Here is a 16,982-nt window from a genome sequence, read left to right as displayed (position 1 = left end):
TAGTGCGCACTCAGGCGCCCATAACGACTTATTGCAGAGGCGAACATATGAATAAATCCATGCTTGCGGTATTGGTCAGTGGTTTGCTGGCGGCCGGGGCCGTACAGGCCGCCGCTCAGGACAATACCTGGTATGTCGGTGGCAAGGCCGGTTGGTCGAACTATTACGGTGTTGATCACAACGAGTATGCCGAGGCGATTTCCCAATCCTTGGGCAATACCAGCGAGAACACGGATGATCTGGGACTGGGCCTGTTCGCCGGTTACCAGCTCAACCCCAATCTGGGCTTCGAGCTGGGTTATGACTGGCTTGGTAAATATGAGGGCAAGGCGGGGACTGGTAGCAATACCCTCAATACCGAAGCCAAAGGCCAGATGATTCAGGCCACCATGAAGATCAGCTTCCCGGCAACGAATGTGCTCGATCTTTATGGCCGACTGGGGGGCGCCTATGCCTGGACTGAAAATGAAATCAGCTTCGCCAATGTCAGCGAGACTGGCAAGAAGCATGGTGCCGCCTTCGTCGGGGCGCTGGGTGCCGAATACACCATCGATCGTGACTGGGCTGCCCGTCTGGAGTACCAGTACACCACGCCGCTGGGCGATACCTCGCTCGATCGCTCCGGCATCGAGCTGGATAACGGTCTGATCTCGTTCGGCATGCTCTATCGCTTCGGTCAGCAAGGTGGCGAGGTTGCCGCACCGGCGCCTGCTCCGGCTGCCGAACCGGCCCCTGCGGTCGTGGTGGCGCCCAAGACCTTCAGTCTGAGTTCCGATGTGCTGTTCGAGTTCAACAAGGCGACCCTGAAACCGGCGGCCAATCAGGCGCTCGATGCCCTGTTCAGCCAGATTGTGGCTGCCAATCCGAAGGATGGCGTCGCGACCGTGGTGGGTTATACCGACCGCATTGGCTCCGACAACTACAACCTGGCCCTCTCCGAGCAGCGCGCCCAGAGCGTGGCCAGCTATCTGGTTTCCAAAGGCTTGTATGCCGACAAGGTGCGGGTCGAAGGTCGTGGCAAAGCCAACCCGGTTACGGGCAACAGCTGTGCCAGCCGTTCCAAACAGGAACTGATCGCCTGTCTGGCACCGGATCGCCGGGTGGAGATCAATCTGGAAGGGGTGTCCCAGCCCGCTCAATAAGCCGAGCGACGGGATCGATAAACGAAAAACGGGAGGCCTGGCCTCCCGTTTTCTATGGCGTGCATTGCGATGCCGGGCGTCAGAGCCCGAACAGCGGGCGCAGGCGAATGCCGATCAGGCTGCCAGCGAGGGCCATCAGCATCCACACCCAGCCGTGCAGACTGCCGGACGCCGTGCCATCGAAGAAGCCGCCAAGGTTGCAGGCGGCGTACATGGCCCCCATCCCCATCAGCAGGCCGCCAATGATGGATGCCAGACTGTTGCCGATCCGCATCGGGGCGAAGTTGCCGCCACCGCTCAGGCAGCGCGCCAGCATGGCCCCCAGAATGCCGAGCCAGAACATGCCGACCATGGGGTTGATAAAGAGCGGCTGGGCCAGTTTCGGGTTCCCCTCGAACAGGCCGAACAGGGAGGCACCGCGCAGCGCCATGTCATAGACGGCGCCGGTGATGGTCCAGGCCGAGCCGTGCAGGGCGACCACGGCAGAGTTGAGCAGGGCGATGATGATGCCGCCGGTCAGCACGGTGAAGCGGCCATCGCGCCAGAACAGGTTGCCACCGCTGAAGAGGGGCTTGAGCTCGCCGGTGCGCTTGAGCTCGCTATTGCGAAACAGCATGAACAGCACGGCAACCAGCGCCAGGTTGAGCAGCATGCCGCTCCAGATGTTGCCGGTCAAATCCTTGGCCAGCACTACCTGGCTGGAGAAGGTGGCGGTCAGCTCGGGACGGAACTGGTTGCTGATGAGGGTGCCGATGCCGTAGCAGATCAGCACCAGCCAGAAGCGGGGTTGCCCCTCGCCACAGCAGTAGAGGGTGCCGGTGGCGCAGACGCCTGCCAGCTGCATGCCGATGCCGAACAGGAAGGCGCCGACAATAAAGGGAATGCCGATAGCCATCACGTTGCCCACCATGGCATCGCCAAACAGGGCGTGGCTAAAGGAGAGGAAGCAGGTGAACAGCAGAATTTCGATGGCGATGGTAAGCAGGTGAACCCGCACATAGTAGCTGTTGCGCTTGGTCAGCATCTCGCGCCAACCGAACACGATACCGAAGCGGCTGAAGGAGAGGGTGAAGCCGAAGCCGAATCCGATCAGGGCCATCAGAGCCCATTTCATACCAAAGGTGTTGCCTAGCCAGAGTAACGCTCCCCCCGCGAGAGCCACGATGGGGAGCGACCATTTTCGAGTCATGTCAGTTGATCCTTGCAGTTGGTTTTTTAGAGGGGCGGATCCTATTCCCTCATGGAGTCCAATGCTACCCATTTTGCCAACGCAGAGGAAAATGGCGGCGCTGACGCCCGTCAGCGCCCCGGATCAGTGGCGGGGGGTGTCGAGATGGAAGTGACGAGTCTGCCTGGTCAGGATGCGGGCGTGCTGGGCGACCATGGTCGCCTCTTCGGCGGCGTGACTGGCGCTCTGGTTGACCTCGGCCGCCAGCCGCGACATCTCGCCGACCTGATGGTGGATCCCCTGCACCAGCCGGGTTTCATCGGTCATCAGCTGATCGACCTGAGCGATGCGCAGGTTGATCTCCTCGCAGCTCTGCGCTATCCGGGCGACGCTCTGGCCTGCTGTCATCGCGTGGGCGACCGCCTGTTCGACCCGGGTCAGCTCGGTATCCATCTCGCTGGCGGCACGCAGGCTGACATCCTGGATCTTGCCGATGATGGTGTTGATCTCGGTGGTGGCACTGCCGGTGCGGGTCGCCAGCAAGCGCACTTCATCGGCCACCACGGCAAAACCGCGCCCCTGTTCGCCCGCTCGGGCGGCTTCGATGGAGGCATTGAGCGCCAGCAGATTGGTCTGTTCCGCAATGCCATGGATAGCGCCCGCCAGCCCGGCAATCTGCTGCGAAAGACCGGCCAGATCCGAAATGGTGCGCGAGACCCGCTTCACCCCCGCTGCTTGCTCCTCGATTACCTGTTCAACGGTGTGAATAGCGTGAGTGGCTTCTTGTGCGCGGGTGGCTGACTGGAGGGTTTGCTCCCCAACCTGATGCAGCTGGCTACCCGCCTGCTCGATGGAGTGGGTGAGCTGTTCGATGGCCTGCTCGATATGGTGGGCCGCCCCGACCTGCGCCTGACTGTCATCGGCGTGCCGTTGCGCCATCGACGTCAGGTTGGTGGCGCGCTCATCCAGCGTACTGGCGCTGCGCTGCAGCGACTCCACCAGGGTGGCAAGCTGGTCACGCATGGCCCCAATCTGGCGGATCAGCTCGCCAATGGCGTCGAGGCCCGGCTCCGGCATGGGGCGGTTCAACTCCCCTTCGGCGATGGCGGCGGTGGCCTTACCGGCGGCCAGCAGTCGTTGTTGGGTGGGGCGTCCCAGCCAGAAGATGAGTCCCGCCCCCATCAGTGCGGCGCACAGCAACAGGCCGTAACAGAGTCGGGTGGTGTTGGCGAGATGGGCCATCTGTTCGGCGGCATACTGGTTGCCGCTGATGACGGTGGCGTCCACCCCGAGCCGGTGGGCGTTATAGAGGGTGTGCAGACGCGCAGCAATCGCTCCCGCCTGTGTCAAATCGCCCGCCTTGATCGCGGGGACAAACTTGGCGTTGAGCAGTTGCCAGAACAGCTCTCCCTGTACTTTTTGCTCCCCCAGTAGCCGCTCCCTGAGGGGCTCGTTCAGATTGCTCTCTTGCCAGAAGCGGTTGCGGCTCTCGAACTCTTGCTGCAGCCGGGTGAGGGTTTGCAGCAGGGCCTCCCGCTCCTCCGGTTTGGCATGGAGCAGGGTGTAGACCTGCAACTGGGATTCGATGAGGTAGAGGGGCGGCGGCAGAATATCGGCCACTACGTCCTTCCCCTGTCCCATCTGGTCGGCTGCGCTCCGGACCGAGTAAAGTCCGAAAAAGCTGATGGAGATCAGCGTGATAATAACTATGACCCCCAGAATTTGGCTAAAAAGCAGGGATCTGTCGTGAATGTGCTTGAGCATGCTGCCTCCATTCGGCTCCGTTCATGGATAGCATAGCTCTCTGTCGGGATGATGCGACTCGGTTGTGACCAGTTGATGATGAGTCGGCTCTGGGGCATGGGTGGTCGCTGTCAGGAAAGGGCGGGTGGCACAAAAAAGAACCCCGGCTGATGAGCCGGGGTCGAGGGGGGCGGGGAGGTGTCAGGTCCGGCTTGGCGCGGCTCTGCCGCTGCGCAAGCCATCGAGGCTGAACAGTACCAGCGCGCTCCAGATGCAGGCGAAGGTGAGCAGCTTGTCCATCGCCAGCTCTTCCCCATAGAGGGTGACGGCGAGGATGAACATCATGCTGGGGCCAATGTACTGGAAGAAGCCCAGGGTGGAGAGCTTGAGCCGGGTCGCGGCGGCGGTGAAGCAGAGCAGGGGGGCCGTGGTGACGGCGCCAGCGGCGATCAGCAGCAGGTTGAGGTGCCAGCTGTTCTCCGTCATGTGGCTGGTCGGGCTGTCGGCAAAGCCCCACAGATAGATGGCCGCTGGCGGCAGCATGATCATGGTTTCGATCAGCAGACCGGTGAGGGCATCGAGGGCCAGCTTTTTGCGCACCAGACCATAGATGGCGAAGCTCGATGCCAGCACCAGCGCAATCCAGGGCAAGGAGCCAAAGGCGATGAGCTGGATCGCCACCCCGGTAAAGGCCAGCGCCACTGCCCACCACTGCAGGCGGCGCAGCTTCTCGCTCAGAAACACCATCCCCAGCAGCACGTTGAACAGCGGGTTGATGTAGTAGCCGAGGCTGGCATCCAGCATGTGGCCATTGTTGATGGCCCAGATGAACAGCAGCCAGTTGCCGCCGACGGTGACCGAGGTAAACGCCAGGGTGAGCAGCACTTTTGGCTGGCGCAGCACCGCCTGTACCTTGTGCCACTGACGGCCTGCCAGCGTCAGCACCATCAGCAGTACGCAGGACCATATCATCCGGTGGGTCAGGATCTCGGCGGCCGGGACGGCAGAGATGGTCTTGAAATAGATGGGGGCTATGCCCCAAAGGGTATAGGCGCACAGGGCGTAGATGACGCCCTGACGCTGGATCTGTTGCGGCATGCGGATGACCTTTACTGAAGCGTTGGATGCGGGAAAACATCGCAAAAAATCAGTGTAGCGATCCTTTTGCGGGGAAAGAAGCGAATAAACGAAGTTTGAGGGGAAGGAAGCGAGTGGCTGGCCGGTCAGCCTTTACCGCGGCGGATCTTGTCGACATCCATCAACAGCCACAACATCAGGGCGATGGCGGAGATCCAGGGGCCCCAGGTCACGTAGGCCTCGCCGTGCCCCAGCACGAAGAACAGCAGGGGCAAACCGATCACCAGAAAAAGTACGCTTCCCATAAAAAATAGCATTTTTGTCTTTATATTTAACATGTTGGCTTTTTTGTCATTATAAGGATTGGGGCCGGTGATGGAAGGCCAAAAATGCAAAAGGGGGATTTCTCCCCCTTTTTGATCCGGTAGTGCTGCTTTATGGCGTTACGCCAGCTGGATCCAGGTGCTTTTCAGCTCGGTGTACTTCTCCAGCGCATGCAGTGACTTGTCGCGGCCGTTGCCGGACTGCTTGAATCCGCCAAACGGCATGGTCATGTCGCCACCATCCCAGTTGTTGACGAACACGGTGCCGGCACGCAGGGCGCGGGAACCCTTCACCGCCTTGTTGAGATCCGCCGTCCAGATTGCCGCCGCCAGTCCATAGTCGGTGTCGTTGCCAAGGGCAATGGCCTCTTCCAGCGTATCGAAACCGGTCACCGCCAGCACAGGGTCGAAGATCTCCTCGCGGAAGATGCGCATCTCGGGGGTCACGTCGTCAAAGATGGTGGGTTCGATATAGAAGCCGCCGCTCTCCATATTGGTGCGGTTGCCGCCAAGCAGCAGCTTGGCCCCCTCCTGCTTGCCAATCTCGACATAGCGCAGCACCTGCTCCATCTGGATGTGATCCACCATGGCGCCGATGCGGGTGGCTGGGTCGAGCGGGTTGGCCGAGATCCACTCGCGGGCATGGGCCAGCAGCCGCTCCATAAATTGCGGTTTGATGCTGTTTTGCACCAGCAGGCGAGAGGCGGCGGTACACACCTCGCCCTGGTTGTAGAAGATGGCGCCAGCGGCGCTCTTGGCGGCGGCGTCCAGATCCGGCGCATCCGCCAGTATGATGTTGGGGCTCTTGCCGCCGCACTCCATAAAGGCGCGCTTGAGGTTGGACTTGCCGGAGCACTGCACCAGATGCTTGCCGATCTTGGTGGAGCCGGTGAAGGTGATGCAGTCCACATCCATATGCATGGCCAGCGCCTCGCCCACGGTGTGGCCAAAGCCCGGCAGCACGTTGAACACGCCGTCCGGAATGCCCGCCTCTTTGGCCAGACCCGCGATGCGCAGGGCCGTCAGGGGGGATTTTTCGGAAGGCTTGAGTATTACCGAGTTGCCGGTAGCGAGCGCCGGGCCCAGCTTCCAGCAGGCCATCACCAGCGGGAAGTTCCACGGCACGATGGCGGCAACCACCCCGAGCGCTTCGCGGGTCACCAGCGCCAGTGCTGACTCCTCCACCGGGGCGACCTGATCGTAAATCTTGTCGATCGCTTCGGCGTTCCACGCGATGCAGTTGGCGGCGGCGGGGGCGTCATAGCCCATGGCATCGCCGATGGGTTTGCCCATGTCCAGCGACTCCAGCAGCGCCAGCTCCACCTTGTTGAGGCGCATCAGCTCGGCGAAACGCTGCATGATCTGCTTGCGCTGTTTCGGCGGCAGGCCGCACCAGCGTTTGTCCTCGAAAGCGGCACGGGCGGCCTGCACCGCCAGTTCGGCATCGGCGGCATCGCAGGCCGCCACCTTGGTCAGCAGCTTGCCGTTGGCCGGGTTGATGCAATCGAAGGTGGCGCCATTGACGGCATCACGATAGCTGCCGTTGATAAAGGCTTGCGAGGGCAGGGTCAGATGGGAGGCCTTGTGTTGCCACTGGGCCAGGGTCAGGTCACTCATGTTCACTCCTTGAACCGGCAAAAGTCAGTTTCCGCGTATCAATATGCTAAACATCCTGCCGCTTGTAAATCCATCTTGTAACAATTCATTAAACATTGCCCCCCTGCCGACGCGCGTCTGAATGTCAGAAACTGGCGGGGGTGTTGGCCGAAATCAGCACGCACTCCTGCTCGCCGCTATTGCGAAAACGGTGGGGGGTGCGGCTGTCAAAGTAGTAGCCATCCCCGGCGCCCAGCAGGTAGATCTGCTCGCCCACGGTCACTTCAACTTCGCCCTTGATGACGATGCCGCACTCTTCACCTTCGTGGCTCAGCATGTCGTCGCCGGTGTCGGCGCCCGGTGGCAGCACCTCCTGCAACATGCCGATGGCGCGGTTGGCACGGCTATGCCCGACCAGCCGGTAGCTGATCGGGTGAGTGCCGAGATCCGGCATATCCGCGGCGCGGAAGATCACTTCGGTGCCCATTTCGGTCTCTTCGGTGAAGAAGCTGGCCAGCGACATGGGGATGCCTTCCAGCACCTTGCGGAGGGAGGCGACAGAGGGGCTCACCTGATTTTTCTCGATCTGGGAGATAAATCCGTTGGTCACACCGGAGCGCTTGGCCAGCTCGCGCTGGGAGAGGGCTGCCTTGGTGCGAACCGCCTTGAGGCGGTGACCGATATCCATCTATAGACACTCCTTGACTGTTTACTATTATTAAAATTGTGTTAAATATCTTATACCACCCTGTTGATGCATCTAGCTAGGGGTGGCACCAGACAGGGCAATATCGAGCCCTTTTTTATGGATTCAGGTGTTTAATTTAATAGGCATTAGCCGACAGTTGCTAAACACCTTAAGGATGAGGTGACCATGAAACCGATCAGCGACATCAATACGCCCTCCGACATGTCCGCGTTCTGGATGCCGTTCACCGCCAACCAGCAGTTCAAGGCGGCGCCGCGCATCCTGAAGTCGGCAGAGGGGATGTATTATCACTCAGAGGATGGCCGCAAGATACTGGATGGCACAGCCGGACTCTGGTGTTGCAACGCGGGCCATGGTCGGCGCGAGATTGCCGAGGCGGTTTCCCAGCAGATTTCCCACCTCGATTTCGCCCCTACATTCCAGATGGGCCACCCCCTGCCGTTCGAGCTGGCCAACCGGCTGGTGGAGATCGCCCCCAAGGGGTTTGGCCACGTCTTCTATACCAACTCCGGTTCCGAGTCGGTCGATACCGCGCTGAAAATCGCGTTGGCCTGGCAGCGGGCTCGCGGTCAGGGCACCCGTACCCGGCTGATTGGCCGCGAGCGTGGCTATCACGGGGTCGGCTTTGGCGGTATCTCGGTGGGGGGGATTCCCGGCAACCGCAAGTGGTTTGGTTCCCTGCTGACCGGGGTGGATCATCTGCCCCATACCCTCAATATCGCCAAAAATGCCTTCACCAAAGGACTGCCCGAGGAGGATGTGGCGCTGGCCGACGAGCTGGAGAAGATCGTCTTCCTGCACGATGCCAGCAATATCGCTGCGGTGATCGTCGAGCCCATCGCTGGCAGTACCGGCGTACTGATGCCGCCGAAAGGCTACCTCAAGCGGCTGCGGGAGATCTGCACCAAGCACGGCATCCTGCTGATTTTTGACGAGGTGATCACCGGTTTCGGTCGCCTCGGCTCCCCCTTTGCCGCACAGGAGTTCGATGTCATCCCCGACATGATCACCTGCGCCAAGGGGCTCACCAACGGCGCCATCCCCATGGGGGCGGTGCTGGTGCAGAAGCACATCTATGACGACATGATGGCGGCAGGCAAGGGGGCCATCGAGCTGTTCCACGGCTACACCTACTCCGGCCATCCGGTGGCGGCGGCCGCAGGTCTCGCGACCCTCGAGATCTATCGCAACGAGAACCTGCTCAGCCGCGCCGCCGATCTGGCGGGCTACTGGGAGGAGGCGGCGCATTCGCTGAAGGGCTGCAAGCATGTGAAGGATGTGCGCAACTACGGGCTGGTGGCGGGCATCGAGCTGGAATCCATGCCGGATGCGCCGGGCAAGCGCGCCTACGAGGTGTTTGTTCGCTGCTTCGAGAAGGGGGCACTGATCCGGGTGACCGGCGACATCATCGCCCTGTCGCCACCCCTCATCATCGAGCGCAGTCAGATCGACGATCTCTTCACCCTGCTGCAGGATGTGTTGCAGGCACAACCCTAACCCATTTGATGGCCCCGCACTGGCGGGGCCTTGCGTTGTCTTGCTCAGCGCAATTACCACATCAGTTATCACGGAGGATACATGACACACAGGGTCAGCAACTTCATCAACGGCCAGCTGCAGGAGAGTCGCAGCGAGCGCCAGGGGGCCATCTTCAATCCCGCCTGCGGCAAGCCGCAGGGAAGCGTCGGGCTCTCGAGCGCCGCCGAGTGTCAGGAGGCGATCGCCATCGCCGAGCGCGCCTTTGCCGACTGGTCGCAAACCCCGCCGCTGGTGCGGGCCCGGGTCTTTTTCCGCTTCAAGGAGTTGATGGAGCAGCACAGGGATGAGCTGGCCCAGCTCATCAGCCGCGAGCACGGCAAGGTTTTCTCCGATGCGCAGGGTGAGTTGACCCGCGGGCTGGAGGTGGTGGAGTTTGCCTGCGGCATTCCCCATCTGCTCAAGGGGGAGCACTCCCTCAACGTCGGCCGCGGGGTAGACAGCTACTCCATGATGCAGCCGGTGGGGGTCTGCGCCGGTATCACCCCGTTCAACTTCCCGGCCATGGTGCCGCTCTGGATGTTCCCGGTCGCTATCGCTTGTGGCAACACCTTCATTCTCAAACCCTCCGAGAAGGATCCCTCTCTCTCGCTGCGGATGGCCGAGTTGCTCAAGGAGGCCGGTCTGCCGGACGGCGTGCTCAACGTGGTGAACGGTGATAAAGAGGTGGTGGACGTGTTGCTGACCGATCCGCGAGTGGGTGCCGTGTCGTTTGTCGGTTCGACCCCCATCGCCCAGTACATCTATGCCACCGCCTCGGCCCACGGCAAGCGGGTGCAGGCGCTGGGCGGCGCCAAGAACCACATGGTGGTGATGCCGGATGCGGATCTCGATCAGGCGGTCTCCGCCCTGATGGGGGCCGCTTATGGGGCAGCGGGTGAGCGCTGCATGGCCATTTCGGTGGCGGTGGTGGTAGGTGACGAGACCGCCGATGCGCTGGTGGCCAAGCTGACGCCGCTGGTGGAGCAGCTGCGAGTCGGCCCGGGGCTGGGCCAGAGCCCGGAGAACGAGATGGGGCCGCTCATCAGCCGGGAGCATCTGGCCAAGGTGCGCGGTTACGTGGATCAGGGGGTGGCCGAAGGGGCCGCGTTGCGGGTCGATGGTCGCACGCTGAGTCACGAGGAGGGTTACTTTATCGGTGGTTGCCTGTTTGACGAGGTGACCCCCGAGATGCGCATCTACCGCGAGGAGATCTTCGGCCCTGTGCTCTCCATCGTGCGGGCGCCCGACTACGAGACGGCGCTGCGGCTCATCAACGAACACGAGTACGGCAACGGCACCGCCATCTTTACCTGTGACGGCGACACCGCACGGGACTTCACGGCGCGGGTGCAGGTCGGTATGGTAGGGGTGAACGTTCCCATTCCGGTGCCGATGGCGTTTCACAGCTTTGGCGGCTGGAAGCGCTCCATCTTCGGGCCGCTCAATATGCACGGGCCGGACGGGGTTCGCTTCTATACCCGGATGAAGACGGTGACGGCGCGCTGGCCCCAGAGCCTGCGCAGTGGTGCCGAGTTCTCCATGCCGACCATGAAGTGACGCGCAGGCGCCTGCTCATGGCCTAACCTCTTGCCCCCGCCGGTCGTTGATTGGCGGGGGCGAACTCTGTAAAGGAACAACAGATGCGATTGGGAATTCTCGATTGTGACCGGCTCGATCCCGATCTGGCGGATCGTTTTGGCCCCGTTTACTCCGAGATGTTTATCAGGGGCTTTGCGGCCCTGGCCCCCGAACTGGAATTTCGGGTCTGGTCGGCTCTCGATGGAGAACTGCCGGAGGATCTGCACGAGTGCGATGCCTGGCTTATCACCGGCTCGCGCCACGATGCTTACAGCGATATCCCCTGGATTCAGGCGTTGCGGGCGTGGATCCGCCAGGCGCACGATGCTGACGTCAAGCTGGCTGGCATCTGCTTTGGTCATCAGGTGATCGCCCAGGCGCTGGGTGGCGAGGTGGTGAAGTCCACCAAGGGGTGGGGGCTGGGGGTGGCGGTTCACCCTATGCTGGCGGATGCGCCCTGGATGGCGCCGGCGCGGGATCAAATCCGCATTCTGGCCAGCCATCAGGATCAGGTGGCCCTGCTGCCACCGGGGGCGACCCGGCTGGCGGGCAATGATTTTTGCCCCAACTTCATGTTTTTGCAGGGGGATCACATTGTCGCCATTCAGGGGCATCCGGAGTTCTCGGTGGAGTACAACCGGGCGCTGATCGAGCGGCGCCGTGGCCTGTTGCCCGACGAGCGCTACCAGAGCAGCCTCTCCTCGCTGGAGGGAGAGGTGGATTCGGCGACCATGATGCAGTGGCTGCTGCAGTTTCTGGGGATCCTGCCGCTGCGGGCTGGCGCGGCCTGAGCCCGGTTTGTCAGCCACCCCTTCGGATGCTAGATTTTGTAGCAAAATGAAGGATCAAGCGCTGAGATGTCGGGATCGGATGGTACACTGGCCGCCCATGTGGCGGCCTGTTTGTCTGGCTTGATTGCCGTCCCGGCCTGAGCCAAACCTGTCTGAGCCAAACCAGTGTGAGAGTGTGACGCCTTGAAACTACAGCAATTGAAGTATTTGATCGCGATCCGGGACCACAACCTCAATGTGTCCGTGGCTTCCGATGCGCTTTTCACCAGTCAGCCGGGGGTCAGCAAACAGATTGGCCTGCTGGAGAGCGAGCTGGGGGTGCGGATCTTCGAGCGCCGTGGCAAGCACCTGCACCGCATCACGCCGGTGGGGGAAGAGATCATCAAGTGTGCCGAGGCAATGCTCAACATCGAGAGCAAGATCAAGGCGATCTCCCGCGAGTATCTGGACCCGACCGTGGGCACCCTCAATATTCACACCACCCACACCATCGCCCGCTACCTGCTGCCCAAGTCGGTCACCTACTTCACCAAGAAGTATCCCAAGATCTCGTTCCACCTCCATCCGGTGATGTCGGCGAGCAAGGAGCAGATCAGCAAGGGTTACTCCGATTTCTCCATCGTTGCCCACGAGATTGGCTTCGACAAGGAGCTGATCGCGCTGCCCGCCTACCTCTGGACTCTCTCGCTGGTGGTGCCACAGGATCACCCGCTGGCCAAGGTGAAGAAGCCGACCCTGGAGCAGCTCTGCCACTACCCGATCCTCAGCTACGAGAGCGGTGCCACCGGTCGTCAGGTGCAGGACGAGGTGTTTCAGGCGGCGGGCCTTACTCCGAGTTACTACATGACGGTGATGGATGCCGGGGTGATCAAGCGCTACGTGGAGCTGGGCTTTGGCATCGGCATCATCTCTTCGCTGGTCGCCAACGACACCGATGCCCCCGGGCTGGTCTCCATCAATCTGGAGCACCTGTTCAAGCCCTGTCCGGCGCAGATCTGTTTCAGCAAGAGCATCCTGCTGCAGAACTACATGTATGACTTCATCAGCTCCTTCTCGCCCCACCTCACCAAGGAGGTGATCCAGAGCGTGATGCAGCAGCCGAGTCAGGCGCGTATCGACGAACTGCTGGCCGGGGTGGAACTGCCCATCTATTGATCCCGATCGGATTCCCGATCGCTGCCGGTTGTCTCTTCTGTCAGGCTGGGCTCTACTCGGGGTTCAGCCTGTCTCTTTTGGGCTATCTCCATCGTTCGAGGTCTCTATGTCCCGCATTCTGCTGCTTGCCAATCTCAACTGTGATCATGTGCTCTCCCTCTCTGAACCGCTGGTGGCGGGGGCCCGGCTGCAATATGTGGATCAGGGGCGCAGGCTGGGCGGTGGCGCGGCCAACACCGGCATCGGGCTGGTATGGGCGGGCCACGAGGTGACCATCGCCTCCCGCATCGGGCTGGATGAGACCGGCGACTGGCTGCTGGAGCAGGCGGCAGGTTACGGGCTGGATTGCAGCCATGTGGAGCGCTTCGGCGGCGAGACCGGCGAGCTGCTGATCCTGGTGGACTCCACCGGCGAGCGCACCATACTGCGCCGCCCGCGGCGTCCCGATCTGCCCGGCGATCTGCCGCTGGAGGGGGTGGATTGCCTCTATGTGAACTATCCCGGCACTGCCATCATCAGCTACATGCGCCAGATGATCGGCAAGAGCTTCGTGGTAGCCCAGTATCCCAAAGGAGGGCAGGCGCGCCGCCCCTGCCATGTGCTGGTGGCCTCCCGCTCCGATCTCGGCGAGGTGAGCGACCCTTGGCAGCATGCCCGCCAGCTGGCGGGGGAGCAGCTCGAATGGCTGGTGCTGACCGAGGGCAAGGCGGGGGCGGTCGCTATCCATGGCGACGAGCAGATCCGGGTCGCCGCCCGGCCTGTCTCGGTGGTCGATACCACGGGGGCGGGGGATGCCTTCGCCGGTGGCCTGATCCACGGTCTGGCACGAGGCATGGCGATCAAGGATGCGTTGCAATGCGCGGTGGACTGGGGCGCGTTTGCCGTCGCCTCCGAGAGCTCCATCCCCTCGGTTGCGCTGAAAAACTGGCTGAAACAGCCTCACTGAACCACCTCTCTGCTGGCCGATTAAGGGACGGAGCGCGGGCCATATGACTGCTGGTCGAAGGGGCTTGGTGAGGGGGACTATTTGGGAGATTTACCCGCCATAAAGCGGGTAAACGCCGGGCTAACCCGGCAAGTTTGCGATCAATCAAAGAAAGTGTCGATTTATGTGCATCTTCATCGACACCCGGTTGTGCTGCTCTTAACCTGTCACTCCGCAACTCAGATTAAGAGACAGGCCCCCCCTCTGGCGCACCAATGGGCAAACAGAGGCAAACCGGTTGTCTCCTGCCTCTTAGCTCAATGTTGTCGTCCTGATTCCTGGCTTGTAGTAAGAGGCAAGTGCGACCATGCAACTGACACGATTTACCGACTACGCCCTGCGTACCCTGACCTTCCTGGCGGTTCAGCCGGGGGATCGTCTGTCGACCATTACCGAAGTGGCCGATACCTTCGGCATCTCTCGCAACCACGTGGTCAAAATTGTGCACCAGCTTGGTATCAAGGGGTACATCGAGACGGTACGTGGCAAGCACGGTGGCATCCGCCTCGGTCGCTCGGCGGTCTCCATCAATTTGCGGGATGTGGTGATGGACATGGAGCATGTGCTCTGTCCGGTCGATTGCAAGCGGGAGAACTGCCGTCTCTCCGGTGGCTGCCGCATTCAGGGCATCCTGCGCCGCGCCATGAACGCCTTCCTCGAAGTGCTGGGCGAGTACACCCTGGCCGATGCGGTGCGCGATCCCAACCGTCTCTGCCACCTGCTGGGTATCGAGCAAGAGACGATTGTGACCATGGCCTGACGGGGCGCGGGATAACGAACAAGATGTGAAAGGGGCCTGATGGCCCCTTTTGCTTTTGTACACAGGTGGTTTTTTTAGCGACTGCCCGGCTGGCGGATCAGGGTGATGGCGCCGTGCAGGCAGGCGAGGCCGCAGGCACCGCAGCCATTGCAGGCATCCATATTGACGTTGATGCCGTCGGCGGTGGCCTTGATCGCCTGTTGTGGGCAGGCATCTTCACAGAGCAGGCAGTAGAAGCCCTGTCGTGCCTGACAACTCTCCTCAATCTGCACCCGGGTCTGCACCTGTCGACCCAGTTGCAGGTCGAGGGCGCCGGTGGGACAGGCTCTGGCGCAGCTGCCGCAGTAGCTGCACTGGCCGCAGGCGAGATCGAGCACCGGCGTACCGGCGATGGGGCTCCCCTCGTACTCCTCCTGCGTGGCCGGTTTGAGCAGACCGCGCGGGCAGGCTTTGAAGCACTCGCCACAGCGGGTGCAGAGGGAGAGGTACTGGGACTCCTCGATGGCCCACGGCGGGCGCGCTTCATGGCAAACCACGGCGGGCTTGCGGGAAGCTTGCCAACCTTGTGTCAGCCAACGGAGGAAATAGTGAGTCATGCTCGCCCCTGATACCTATTAGGGGTTAATTTTATCGAAGTTTCGGCAAGCAGGCCAGAGAATAGCGGCCGTCAGGATCGCAAGCGCAGTTGCCCTTGTGTAAGCTAGGCGGGTCTTTTTACGTGGTTGAATGAAAACATATGTGGCTATTTCTCTGGCGTGCGTCCCTGCTCTATGTCTTTCCCCTGCTGATGTGGGCCTACTGCCGCATCAAGGATATCGAGTTCGCCGAGCTCGATACTGGCGTCAACACCCACAAGTGGGTGGTGCTGGCCGCCTATCTTATCTACGTGGTGATCTGGATTCTGGTTAACCGTTATCTCGAACTGTTCCTGCGTCAGCGGAGCCGTAAATGATCGACCCCGGGCTCTGGGGGATCTTGCTGCCCGCCGCTGTGCTGGCCCTCGGGCTTGGCTGGCTGATCGGGCGGCGGGCCGCCACGGCGCAGGCTCAGGAGCTGATGCTGGCGCAGGAGCGCCATCAAGCGTTGCAGGATCGCTTCGACGAGTTGCAGGATGAGCGGATGCAGGGCCAGCAGAAGCTGGATCAGCAGCAGACCCTGCTGATCAAGCTCACCGCCCGCCTCAAGGATGCGGAAGCGACCCTGCGCAGCGAACGGCTGGCCGCCGCCGAGAAGCTACAACTGCAACAGGAGGCAGAGCAGCGCCTCAGTCAGCAGTTCGAGAACCTCGCCAACCGGATTTTCGAGCAAAACTCCGGCAACTTCCGCGAATTGAACCAGAACAGCCTCGATCTGTTGCTCACACCGCTCAAGGAGCAGCTGGAGGGCTTCCGCCGTCAGGTGGGGGAGACCCACGCGCAGGAGACGGCCCAGCGCCACAGCCTCAAGTTCGAGCTGGAGCGCCTCGCCGAGCTCAACGCCCGCATGACCGAAGAGGCGGCCGCCCTGACCCGCGCCCTCAAGGGTGACAGCAAGCAGCAGGGCAACTGGGGTGAAGTGGTGCTGGCTCGGATCCTCAGCGAATGTGGCCTGCGCGAGGGGCACGAGTACCACACCCAGGTCAATATCGAGGTGGAGAAGGGCAAGCGCTACCAGCCCGACGTGATCGTCCATCTGCCACAAGAGAAAGACATCATCATCGACGCCAAGGTGTCGCTGACCGCCTACGAGCGCTGGTACAACGCCGATGACGAGCTGGAGAAGGCGGTGGCGCTGAAGGAGCACGTCGCCTCGGTGCGCAACCATATCCGCGAGCTGGGTCGCAAGGATTACCAGCAGTTGCCCGGGGTGCGCACCCTCGATTATGTGCTGATGTTCGTGGCGGTAGAGCCTGCCTTCCTCACCGCCATGGAGGCCGATCCCTCGCTGGTGCGTTACGGTCTCGACAACAACATTCTGCTGGTGAGCCCCACCAACCTGATGGTGGCGCTGCGCACCATCGAGAACCTGTGGCGTTACGAGCGGCAGAACCAGAATGCCCGCCAGATTGCCGAGCGGGCCGGTCGTCTCTACGAGAAGTTGCGGCTGTTTGTGGAGGAGATGCAGCAGATGGGCGGCAGCCTGCACAAGGCGCAGGAGAGTTACGACAAGGCGATGGGGCGACTGGTCAACGGTCGTGGCAACCTGATTGCGCAGGTCGAGCGTTTCCGCGAGCTGGGGGTGGAGGTGACCAAGAGTCTGCCCGAACCGCTGGTGGAGCGCGCGCTGGAGCGCGACAAGGAGCGGGAGTAGTTTCCCCTGCTCTGCCATCAGCAAAAGGCCCAAACACGGTTTGGGCCTTTTGCTATCTGTCAGTTGGCCCAGTGCTTACCCATCATCAGAAATCCGCAAAGCAAACGGCCCACCGTAGTGGGCCGCTGTTTTTTTGCAGTGCCGGTGT

General features: G+C 61.6%; 16 protein-coding genes. 9 read left to right on the top strand and 7 right to left on the bottom strand.

Features of this window, described 5'->3' with window-relative positions; all coding sequences use genetic code 11:
* Positions 1-47: 47 nt before the first annotated feature.
* Positions 48-1,142, top strand: a complete 1,095-nt coding sequence (ompA, locus tag OKC27_RS09095) for a porin OmpA (RefSeq protein WP_058052049.1) — start codon at positions 48-50, stop codon at positions 1,140-1,142.
* A gap of 79 nt (positions 1,143-1,221) precedes the next feature.
* Here ompA and OKC27_RS09090 read toward each other — a convergent pair whose 3' ends face one another.
* The 6 genes from OKC27_RS09090 to OKC27_RS09065 all read right to left on the bottom strand — a co-directional run bounded on the left by OKC27_RS09090 (position 1,222) and on the right by OKC27_RS09065 (position 7,737).
* Positions 1,222-2,331 (bottom strand): YeeE/YedE thiosulfate transporter family protein, encoded by a 1,110-nt coding sequence (locus OKC27_RS09090; protein ID WP_231554903.1) that lies wholly within the window; start codon positions 2,329-2,331, stop codon positions 1,222-1,224.
* Between the two features lie 123 nt (positions 2,332-2,454).
* Positions 2,455-4,074: a methyl-accepting chemotaxis protein gene (locus OKC27_RS09085; protein WP_270806178.1), complete on the bottom strand. Its 1,620-nt coding sequence runs from the start codon at positions 4,072-4,074 to the stop codon at positions 2,455-2,457.
* 180 nt (positions 4,075-4,254) lie between these two features.
* The gene (rarD, locus tag OKC27_RS09080; RefSeq protein ID WP_182938664.1) at positions 4,255-5,151 is read right to left on the bottom strand and encodes an EamA family transporter RarD; all 897 of its coding nucleotides are present in this window, start codon (positions 5,149-5,151) and stop codon (positions 4,255-4,257) included.
* Positions 5,152-5,276: 125 nt separating this feature from the next.
* The gene (locus OKC27_RS09075; protein WP_182939823.1) at positions 5,277-5,435 is read right to left on the bottom strand and encodes a hypothetical protein; all 159 of its coding nucleotides are present in this window, start codon (positions 5,433-5,435) and stop codon (positions 5,277-5,279) included.
* A gap of 138 nt (positions 5,436-5,573) precedes the next feature.
* Positions 5,574-7,070, bottom strand: coding sequence for an aldehyde dehydrogenase (locus tag OKC27_RS09070; RefSeq protein WP_270806177.1), 1,497 nt, complete (start codon positions 7,068-7,070; stop codon positions 5,574-5,576).
* Between the two features lie 124 nt (positions 7,071-7,194).
* Positions 7,195-7,737, bottom strand: a complete 543-nt coding sequence (locus OKC27_RS09065) for a cupin domain-containing protein (RefSeq protein ID WP_005339643.1) — start codon at positions 7,735-7,737, stop codon at positions 7,195-7,197.
* A 186-nt stretch (positions 7,738-7,923) separates the two neighbouring features.
* Here OKC27_RS09065 and OKC27_RS09060 point away from each other — a divergent pair, with 186 nt between their 5' ends.
* The 6 genes from OKC27_RS09060 to OKC27_RS09035 all read left to right on the top strand — a co-directional run bounded on the left by OKC27_RS09060 (position 7,924) and on the right by OKC27_RS09035 (position 14,545).
* Positions 7,924-9,255: an aspartate aminotransferase family protein gene (locus tag OKC27_RS09060; protein WP_042062437.1), complete on the top strand. Its 1,332-nt coding sequence runs from the start codon at positions 7,924-7,926 to the stop codon at positions 9,253-9,255.
* Positions 9,256-9,336: 81 nt separating this feature from the next.
* Positions 9,337-10,833, top strand: coding sequence for a CoA-acylating methylmalonate-semialdehyde dehydrogenase (locus OKC27_RS09055; protein ID WP_182938666.1), 1,497 nt, complete (start codon positions 9,337-9,339; stop codon positions 10,831-10,833).
* An 83-nt stretch (positions 10,834-10,916) separates the two neighbouring features.
* On the top strand, positions 10,917-11,645 hold the full coding sequence (locus OKC27_RS09050) for a glutamine amidotransferase-related protein (protein ID WP_182938667.1): 729 nt from the start codon (positions 10,917-10,919) through the stop codon (positions 11,643-11,645).
* Positions 11,646-11,828: 183 nt separating this feature from the next.
* On the top strand, positions 11,829-12,800 hold the full coding sequence (locus tag OKC27_RS09045; RefSeq protein WP_042062431.1) for a LysR substrate-binding domain-containing protein: 972 nt from the start codon (positions 11,829-11,831) through the stop codon (positions 12,798-12,800).
* Between the two features lie 106 nt (positions 12,801-12,906).
* Positions 12,907-13,746: a PfkB family carbohydrate kinase gene (locus tag OKC27_RS09040; RefSeq protein ID WP_182938668.1), complete on the top strand. Its 840-nt coding sequence runs from the start codon at positions 12,907-12,909 to the stop codon at positions 13,744-13,746.
* 346 nt (positions 13,747-14,092) lie between these two features.
* Positions 14,093-14,545, top strand: a complete 453-nt coding sequence (locus tag OKC27_RS09035; RefSeq protein ID WP_005339654.1) for an Rrf2 family transcriptional regulator — start codon at positions 14,093-14,095, stop codon at positions 14,543-14,545.
* Positions 14,546-14,619: 74 nt separating this feature from the next.
* Here OKC27_RS09035 and OKC27_RS09030 read toward each other — a convergent pair whose 3' ends face one another.
* Complete coding sequence (locus OKC27_RS09030) at positions 14,620-15,141, bottom strand: ferredoxin-type protein NapF (RefSeq protein WP_005339657.1); 522 nt, start codon at positions 15,139-15,141, stop codon at positions 14,620-14,622.
* 140 nt (positions 15,142-15,281) lie between these two features.
* Here OKC27_RS09030 and OKC27_RS09025 point away from each other — a divergent pair, with 140 nt between their 5' ends.
* Together OKC27_RS09025 and rmuC are read left to right on the top strand one after the other, a co-directional pair.
* Positions 15,282-15,497 (top strand): hypothetical protein, encoded by a 216-nt coding sequence (locus tag OKC27_RS09025; protein WP_021231493.1) that lies wholly within the window; start codon positions 15,282-15,284, stop codon positions 15,495-15,497.
* Positions 15,494-16,834 (top strand): DNA recombination protein RmuC, encoded by a 1,341-nt coding sequence (rmuC, locus tag OKC27_RS09020; RefSeq protein WP_182938669.1) that lies wholly within the window; start codon positions 15,494-15,496, stop codon positions 16,832-16,834. The genes OKC27_RS09025 and rmuC overlap by 4 nt, the downstream gene beginning before the upstream one ends.
* Positions 16,835-16,982: the final 148 nt, after the last annotated feature.

Source organism: Aeromonas sp. QDB62, from assembly GCF_027705695.1.
GTDB classification, from domain to species: Bacteria; Pseudomonadota; Gammaproteobacteria; order Enterobacterales; family Aeromonadaceae; genus Aeromonas; species Aeromonas allosaccharophila.
This window is presented reverse-complemented; position numbering and strand designations above follow the sequence as displayed.